Origin of the sequence: Streptomyces niphimycinicus (genome assembly GCF_018883605.1) — a bacterium.
Lineage (GTDB): Bacteria > Actinomycetota > Actinomycetes > Streptomycetales > Streptomycetaceae > Streptomyces > Streptomyces niphimycinicus.
This window is the reverse complement of sequence record NZ_JAHLEM010000579.1, coordinates 1-7,755: the sequence shown is the minus strand read 5'-3', so window position 1 is coordinate 7,755 and position 7,755 is coordinate 1. Positions and strand designations below refer to the sequence as shown.

Annotated in this window: 8 protein-coding genes; 2 read left to right on the top strand and 6 right to left on the bottom strand. The window is 72.6% G+C overall.

The window, feature by feature from the left end; genetic code table 11:
* Nucleotides 1-225: 225 nt before the first annotated feature.
* From msrB to KN815_RS36850, 4 genes are all read right to left on the bottom strand, one after another.
* A complete protein-coding gene (gene msrB / locus KN815_RS36865) occupies nt 226-633 on the bottom strand; it encodes a peptide-methionine (R)-S-oxide reductase MsrB (RefSeq protein ID WP_078644451.1) in 408 nt (135 codons plus the stop codon).
* 14 nt (nt 634-647) lie between these two features.
* Nucleotides 648-2,072, bottom strand: coding sequence for a UDP-N-acetylmuramate--L-alanine ligase (gene murC, locus KN815_RS36860; RefSeq protein WP_216346200.1), 1,425 nt, complete (start codon nt 2,070-2,072; stop codon nt 648-650).
* A gap of 146 nt (nt 2,073-2,218) precedes the next feature.
* Nucleotides 2,219-2,695 carry an indole-3-glycerol phosphate synthase gene (locus KN815_RS36855; RefSeq protein WP_216346199.1) on the bottom strand — a complete coding sequence of 159 codons (477 nt, stop codon included), beginning with the start codon at nt 2,693-2,695 and terminating at the stop codon, nt 2,219-2,221.
* A gap of 75 nt (nt 2,696-2,770) precedes the next feature.
* Nucleotides 2,771-3,595, bottom strand: coding sequence for a pyrimidine reductase family protein (locus KN815_RS36850; RefSeq protein WP_216346198.1), 825 nt, complete (start codon nt 3,593-3,595; stop codon nt 2,771-2,773).
* Between the two features lie 67 nt (nt 3,596-3,662).
* Here KN815_RS36850 and zapE point away from each other — a divergent pair, with 67 nt between their 5' ends.
* Nucleotides 3,663-4,772 (top strand): cell division protein ZapE, encoded by a 1,110-nt coding sequence (zapE, locus tag KN815_RS36845; protein ID WP_372458579.1) that lies wholly within the window; start codon nt 3,663-3,665, stop codon nt 4,770-4,772.
* A gap of 275 nt (nt 4,773-5,047) precedes the next feature.
* Nucleotides 5,048-6,451 carry an alkaline phosphatase PhoX gene (locus tag KN815_RS36840; RefSeq protein WP_216346197.1) on the top strand — a complete coding sequence of 468 codons (1,404 nt, stop codon included), beginning with the start codon at nt 5,048-5,050 and terminating at the stop codon, nt 6,449-6,451.
* Between the two features lie 612 nt (nt 6,452-7,063).
* On the opposite strand, the gene KN815_RS36835 is transcribed toward KN815_RS36840, so the two are convergent.
* Nucleotides 7,064-7,288, bottom strand: coding sequence for a hypothetical protein (locus KN815_RS36835; protein WP_216346202.1), 225 nt, complete (start codon nt 7,286-7,288; stop codon nt 7,064-7,066).
* Between the two features lie 10 nt (nt 7,289-7,298).
* The coding region (locus tag KN815_RS36830; protein WP_216346196.1) for an ABC transporter at nt 7,299-7,755 on the bottom strand (457 nt) is incomplete at its 5' end.

The window sequence follows — 7,755 nt, the reverse complement described above, 5'->3', positions numbered from 1 at the left end:
CCTGGCGGCGGATCGAGCTCCCGGGCCCGGGCGGCATGCTGAGACTGCCGCCCGAGACCGCCGCCGTGCTGCGGCTGGGGCCGCGGCCCTGAGGCTCGGGCCTCTTCGGAGACCTTGAGGCTCGGGCCTCCTCGGAGACCCTGGGGCTCAACCCTCCTCGGAGACCCTGGGGCTCAACCCTCCTCGGAGACCCTGGGGCTCAACCCTCCTCGGAGACCCTGAGGCTCAACCCTCCTCGGGGGTCAGCCGCAGCGAGATGGAGTTGATGCAGTAGCGCTGGTCGGTCGGGGTGGGGTAGCCCTCGCCCGCGAAGACATGGCCGAGGTGCGAACCGCAGCGGGTGCACCGCACCTCGGTGCGGGCCATGCCGTGCGAGCGGTCCTCCAGCAGCTCGACGGCCGAGCTGTCGGCCGGGTCGTAGAACGACGGCCAGCCGCAGTGGCTCTCGAACTTCGTCTCCGAGCGGAACAGCTCCGCCCCGCACGCCCGGCAGGAGTAGACGCCGACCGTCTTGGAATCGGTGTACTCACCGGTGAAGGCACGCTCGGTACCGGCTTCCCGCAGTACGTGGTACTCCTGCGGCGTCAGCTCGGCGCGCCACTGCTCCTCCGGCTTGTCGATCTCGTACGCCATGGGGACGGACCTCCTCAGTTCTCCGGGCTCGTCAGACGGGCGAGAATCGCCGGACCGAGATCGGTCACATCGCCCGCGCCCATGGTGAGAACAAGGTCACCGGGCTTGGCCATTCCGGCGATCAGCTCGGGCACCGCGTTGCGGTCGTGTTCGGCGGTCACATCCGCCCCGTGGCGGGCCGCGGCGTCGATCACCAGGGCGCTGGTGATGCCGGGGACCGGGTCCTCACGGGCGGGGTAGATGTCCAGGACCACGGAGGCGTCGGCGAGCGAGAGCGCCTCGCCCATCTCGGTGCCCAGCTCCTGGGTGCGGCTGAACAGATGCGGCTGGAAGACCACCAGTACCCGGCCCTCCCCGGCGCCGCCGCGGATCGCCTCCAGGTCGGCGGCGATCTCGGTGGGGTGGTGGGCGTAGGAGTCGATCACCTGCACCCCGGCCGCGGTGCCCTTGAGCTGCAACCGCCGCTTGACGCCGGTGTACGAGGCGAGGGCGGGGGCCAGCTCGTGGGCCGGGACGCCGAGGGCGGCGCCCGCGGTGAGGGCGGCGACGGCGTTGAGCGCGTAGTGGCGGCCGGGCACGGAGACGGTGAAGGTGAGCTCCGCGCCGCCCAGGGACTCCGCGAGCCGGACGGTGACCTCGCTGGTCAGCCCGTGCGGCTCGATGGCCAGCACCCGTACGTCGGCGCTCTCGTCCTCGCCGTAGGTGAGCACCCGCGGCGGCTCCTCGCCCCCGGTGACCCGGGCGGTCAGCTCACGGGCGCCGGACTGGTCGGCGGAGATCACCAGCGCGCCGCCGGGCCGGATCCGGCCGACGAAGGTCTGGAACGACGCGTAGATCTCGTCCATCGACGCGTAGTTGGCGTGGTGGTCCAGCTCCACATTGAGGATGATCGCCACCTCGGGCGCGTACTTGTGGAAGCTGCGGTCGCTCTCGTCGGCCTCGGCGACGAAGATCTCGCCGTCGCCGTGGCGGGCGCTGGAGCCGGGGGCGTCCAGATCGCCGCCGATGACGTACGACGGGTCCAGGCCCAGGGTGCGCAGCGAGACGGCCAGCATCGAGGTCGTGGTCGTCTTGCCGTGGGTGCCCGCGACCGCGATCGGCCGGGAGCCGTCCATCAGCGCGGCGAGCGCGTCGGAGCGGTGCACCACCGGGATGCCGCGCTCGTGCGCCGTGACCATTTCGAGGTTGTCGGCGCGGATGGCGCTGGAGACGACGACGCTGGTGGCGTCGGCGGCGATGTTCCCGGCCGCGTGGCCGATGTGCACGGTCGCGCCCAGCTCGCGCAGCGCCCCGACGATCGGCGAGTCCTTGGTGTCGCTGCCCGAGACCCGTGCGCCGCGCATGGCGAGGACCTTCGCCACGCCCGACATCCCGGCCCCGCCGATGCCGATGAAGTGCGGTCGATCCAGCGCGTCGGAGGCGGTGCCGGCCGGTGCCATGTACGGGTCTCCCCTGGTTCTCGGTGAGTGCTGTCGGCCCGATTCTCGCACCCCCGGCGGCCCGCCCCGCCGATGGCCGCAAGGACCCGTGCCGCGGCTCGGTCGCCGGCCGTGGTCCGGTCTCGGCCGCCGGCCGTGGTCCGGTCTCAGCCGTCGGCCGTGGTCCGGTCCTCGTCCACGGCGTGCGAGAAGAGCTTCAGCACCGGGACCCCCACCTTGTGGCGCGCCCGCGAGGCCCAGTCCCGGTGGAAGAACTCCTCCACGAAGTGCGGGGCGGTCAGCACGATCACCTCATCGGCCCCGGTCTCCTCCACGACACCGCGCAGCACCTCCAGCGGATGGCGCTGGACGACATGGCCCCGGGCCCGGCTCCCGGCCGCCTCGAGCGCCGCCACCGAGTGGGTCAGCGCCTTCTCGGCGGGCTCCAGTGCCTCCCTGCCCTCCGGCTCCTCCCCCTCCTGGGCGGCCTGCTCCAACTCGCCGAGGGCGATGTCGTCGATCGCCCGCAGCAGCCGGTCCTTGCTGCCCCGGGGCTGCATCAGGACGACGAAGGAGACGGGATCATCGCCGTGCAAGGTGGTGACGAATTCCACGTCGGTGGGGGTCAGGGGCTTCTCAATCATCAATACGCTCGTGAACACGGCGGATGCCCTTCTCCTTCGCGATCCTTTTCGCGGGTTTACGGACGTTTTTATAAGTTATTGATAAATCCGACGGTAGCGGGTGAAAAGAAACCCGGCTTCCTCCAGGACGGAATCGAGAGCGAACTGTTCCGGTTCCCCCAGTTCGGCTCCGTCCATGATCCGCTTCGCGGCCCCCGCGGTGACCAGGGGTGCCACCGCCAGACACAGCTCGTCCAGCACCCCGGCCGCCGCGAACTGCGCCAGCAGCGTGGGGCCGCCCTCGGTGAGCAGCCGGGTGTGGCCGAGCTCCGCGAGCGCGGTCACGGCCGCCGCCGCGTCGACCCGGCCGGACGGACCCGCCCCGGCGAAGACCACCTCGGCCCCCGCCGCACGGGCCCGCTCGATCCGCTCCGCCGCGGCCGCCGCGCCCGTGATCACGATCGTCGGGACCAGCGGCTCGGTGAACAGCGGCCTCGAGAAGTCCAGGTCCAGGCTCGCACTCACGACGGCGATCGCGGGCGCGGGCGCCTGCCCGAGCGCCGCCCGCCGCCCGGCGAACGCCTCACGGGCGCGCGCCGGGCGGTAGCCCTCCAGGCGTACGGTCTCCGCGCCCACCACCACGGCGTCGGCGAGCCCGCGCAGCACCCCGAAGATCCGCATATCGGCGTCGGAGGACAGCGGCTTGGACCGGCCGTCGTGATGGGCCGCCCCGTCCAGCGAGGACACCATGTTGGCCCGCAGGAAGGCGCCCGAGGGGCCGTGCGGCGGCTCCGGGTACGCGTAGGCGTCGGCCAGTTCGTCAAGGCCCCATTCACGGTCTTCGGCCGCGCGCTCTCCGGCGGACGTTCCGGAAGGGCTGTCGGCAGACGTTCGGGCAGGCACGGGGAACAGGCGTCGCATAGGCCGCAGTGTGACATGCCTCCCTCTCGGACAGCGCTCGGGTGAAGAGCGACTACCCTGGATATCCGTGTCTGCACCAACCACCGCATCCGGCTCGGCAGGCCGCATAGCCGCCGAAGCCCCCGCCGCTCTCACCGCCCGTGCGCCGCAGGTCCCCGCGGAACGCCTGGTCGCCGAGATGGTGCCGCCTCCCCGCTTCGCCACCGTGAGCTTCGACAACTACATCACCGACCCCGGCCAGCCCAGCCAGGCCGAGGCGGTCGAGGCGCTGCGAACCTTCGCCGGACGGCTCGACGGCGGGGCGGGCGCCAAGGGCGGCCGCCGCAGGCACTGGTTCCGCCGGGAGGCCAAGCCCGCGGCGAGCGGCGGGCCGCGCGGGATATACCTCGACGGCGGCTACGGCGTCGGCAAGACCCATCTGCTGGCCTCCCTGTGGCACGCCACTCCGGCCGCCGCCGAGCTGAAGGCGTTCGGCACCTTCGTGGAGCTGACCAACCTGGTCGGCGCGCTCGGCTTCCAGCAGACCGTGCAGACCCTGAGCGGCCACCGGCTGCTGTGCATCGACGAGTTCGAGCTGGACGACCCGGGCGACACCGTCCTGGTCTCCACGCTGCTGGGCAAGCTGGTCGAGGCGGGCGTGGCGCTCGCCGCGACGTCCAACACGCTGCCCGGCAAGCTGGGCGAGGGCCGGTTCGCCGCGGCCGACTTCCTGCGCGAGATCCAGGGGCTGTCCGCCCACTTCCGTGCGCTGCGCATCGACGGCGAGGACTACCGCCACCGCGGTCTGCCCGCGGCCCCGGCCCCGCACTCCGACGAGACGGTCACCCGGGCCGCGCGCCACATACCCGGCGCCTCCCTGGACGACTTCCCCGCCCTGCTGGACCATCTGTCCCGGGTGCATCCGAGCCGCTACGGCGCGATGTGCGACGGCGTCCAGGCCGTCTGCCTGACCGGGGTCGGCCCGATACCCGACCAGTCGACCGCGCTGCGGCTGGTGGTGCTGGCGGACCGGCTCTACGACCGCGAGGTGCCGGTACTGGCCTCCGGGGTGCCGTTCGACCAGCTCTTCAGCGAGGAGATGCTGAACGGCGGCTACCGGAAGAAGTACTTCCGGGCGATATCCCGGCTCACGGCCCTCGCCCGGGACGCGAAGGGGCTGGCCGACGCGGCGTCGTAGGGGCGTGTCCTAGGGACGCGTCGTAGGGACGCGTCGTAGGGACGCGTCGTAGGGACGCGTCGTAGGGACGCGTCGTAGGGACGCGTCGTAGGGACGCGTCGTAGGGACGTTGAGCGCGGATGGGTGCGGCGTAACGCTGACCGGTCCGCGACGCATCGCTGACCGGCCGCATCGCTGACCGACCCGCGCATCGCTGATCGGATGGTTCCCCCGCTCCCGCACCCGTGATACACACGTGCGGTCATCTTCTCTGTCCGCCAGCAGGGAGTTACCGCATGTCAGCGACACGACGTCAGCTTCTCGGCCGCACCGGCGCACTGGGGGCCTCCATCGCCTCGATCGCCTTCACCGGCAGCGTCTCCGAACTCTTCGCCGGGACGGCCGCGGCCGTCGAACCGGATTCCCCGCCACTTGGCCGGGGCGGTTACGGCCCCCTGGTCCCCGACCCCGATGGACTGCTCGACCTGCCCGCGGGATTCCGCTACCGGGTGCTCTCGCGTGAGGGCGACGAACTCCGTTCCGGCGAGGGCAAGGTCCCCAGCCACTGCGACGGCATGGCCGCCTTCCCTGGCCGCACCGGCGACCGCCACGGCCGTACGCATCTGGTCCGCAACCATGAGAACCGTATCGACGCCGCGATCCGCGTCCCCGCGGTCAGCGGCCTCACCTACGACCCGATGGGCCTGGGCGGCTGCACCGCCCTGGAGCTCGACTCCGGCAACCGCGTGCTGTCCGAGCGGGTGGCCATCGCGGGCACCGCGGTCAACTGCGCGGGCGGCCCCACCCCGTGGCACACGTGGCTGACCTGCGAGGAGACCGAGGACCGGGCCGGTACCAACGGCTACACCCAGGACCACGGCTTCATCTTCGAGGTCGACCCGTACGATCCGCGCCGCACCGGCGCCGTACCGCTCACCGCCATGGGCCGCTTCCAGCACGAGGCCATCGCGGTCGATCCGCGCAGCGGCGTCGTCTACGAGACCGAGGACGCCTTCGAGAAGCCCTTCGGGCTCTTCTACCGCTTCCGGCCGAAGAAGCCGCTCGGCGGCATCGGCTCGCTACGGGCGGGCGGGGAGCTACAGGCGCTGCGGGTGCCCGGGGTGGCCGATCTGTCCACCATCCAGGAGCCCGGCACCACCTTCGACCACGTCGAGTGGGTGGACGTCCCCGACCCGCTCGCCCGCCAAACCCCCATCCGCTTCCAGGACTTCGGCCCAGGTGGGATCACCCACGCCCAGAAGCTGGAAGGGTGCTACTGGGGCGGCTCGTCCGTCTACTTCGTCTCCAGCTTCGCCAAGAGCGCGGACGGCTCGGCGGCCGATCACTTCGGCCAGATCTGGCGCTACGACCCCGACCGGCGGCGCCTCACGCTGGTGATCGTCTTCGGCCCCGAGACGGATGTCCAACTGCCCGGTGAGTCCCCCGACAACATCACGCTCGCGCCCAGCGGCGGCCTGATGGTCTGCGAGGACGGCAACGGCGCCCAGCACGTCTTCGGGCTGACCCGGCGCGGCGAGGTCTATCCGATGGCCCGGGGTGCGCAGAACATTGGCACACCGGAGGAGCCCGAGTGGGGTGAGTTCGCGGGGGTCACCTTCGCGCCGGACCGCCGCACGATGTATGTGAACTGCTACACCCCGGGCACGACGTTCGCCGTGACGGGGCCCTGGCGCCACTGAGCGCTCCGCGGGAAGTGGCGCGATGCGTCGTCGGCCGACTGTGGCGCCGTCGTGGCTGGTCCCACGCGGCGGAGCCGCACATCGACACAGCCGCGGCGGAGCCGCATTTCGACACCGCCCCGCGCCCCTTCGGGCGCTGCCCGAACCGTAGCGGACTTCCTCCGACCTGCTCAGCGCCGTTGCGGGTGCTGGGCTGGGCCCTGTCCGGCGGCTTCGCCGGGCAGGGCCCAGGGGGCGTCCGGCGGGCCAGGCGGCGGAGCCGCATATCGATGCTTTCCCCTCCCCGCCCCTTCCCGATACCGGGGGCTCCGCCCCTGGACCCCGTGGTCTGGGGCAGCGCCCCGCCACACGGCCGAGCCGCATATCGATGTTGCGGGAAGGGACGCGGAGGGAAGCAGCCCACCCGCCCGCGCCCATTGCCAGGGGCGCCGCCCCCTGGACCCAGGGGTCTGTGGCAGCGCCCCGCCACACGGCGGAACCGCAGGCAACCCGCCCGCCCGCGCCCCGCTGCCACGGCCGCCGCCCCTGGACCCCGGGGTCTGGGGCAGCGCCCCGGTTGGGGAAGGGGCGGGGAGCAGCCAACCGTCGGCGGCAGGATCCGCCGGACACCTGCTAGCCGGAGCAGGCGGTGCGCTGGGCCTCCTGCCACTCGCAGACGGGGCACAGCGTCGCTCCGGGGCGCGAGGCGGGGTGCTCGGTGGGCTCGCCGCACAGCACGCAATCCGCGTACGGCGGGCCCTCGGGAAGGTCCTTACGGTCGTCATCGACCCGACGGTCGTCCATGGCCCCTCGGTCGTCCATGACTCCTCGATCGTCCATGACTCCTCGATCGTCCATGGCCCGAACCCTACGACCGGCGGGAGCTGAGCGCGCAGACCAGCGCGGTCGCCCCGGCGGCGGCCACGGCGGTCAGGGCCAAGGGCAGCAGGGGCATCGTCACGGTGCCGCTGAGCGAGCCGTCGACCAGCCCCGACACGGCGGCGTTCGCGGGCGAGGCACCGGCCACCGACACCAGCAGCGCGGTGAGCATGGTGACCGGGATCGCCCAGCCGGGGCGGCGCAACAGCGGCCGGTTGCACAGCGCGCCGACGGCCGTGCCGAGCAGGGCGCACGCGAACGCGGCGAGCAGCCCGGCGACGGTCGCCTCCGGCACGGGGACCTCGTGCTGGTGGTCCGCGCTGTGCGGATCACTGACCGCCGCGACGAGCAGCGTCCCCGGGGTGCCGAGCAGCAGCGCCGCGCCCAGCGCGGTCAGCACAGCGGCGAGATGCACCCGGGCCGGGCCGGCCGCCGCCGAGGCGCAG

Bases quoted from the DNA above. Each gene is read 5' to 3' on its own strand.
- KN815_RS36840 (WP_216346197.1), top strand. From the start codon at position 5,048: ATGTCAGCGACACGACGTCAGCTTCTCGGCCGCACCGGCGCACTGGGG.
- KN815_RS36855 (WP_216346199.1), bottom strand. From the start codon at position 2,695: ATGATTGAGAAGCCCCTGACCCCCACCGACGTGGAATTCGTCACCACC.
- KN815_RS36850 (WP_216346198.1), bottom strand. From the start codon at position 3,595: ATGCGACGCCTGTTCCCCGTGCCTGCCCGAACGTCTGCCGACAGCCCT.
- KN815_RS36835 (WP_216346202.1), bottom strand. From the start codon at position 7,288: ATGGACGATCGAGGAGTCATGGACGATCGAGGAGTCATGGACGACCGA.
- murC (WP_216346200.1), bottom strand. From the start codon at position 2,072: ATGGCACCGGCCGGCACCGCCTCCGACGCGCTGGATCGACCGCACTTC.
- msrB (WP_078644451.1), bottom strand. From the start codon at position 633: ATGGCGTACGAGATCGACAAGCCGGAGGAGCAGTGGCGCGCCGAGCTG.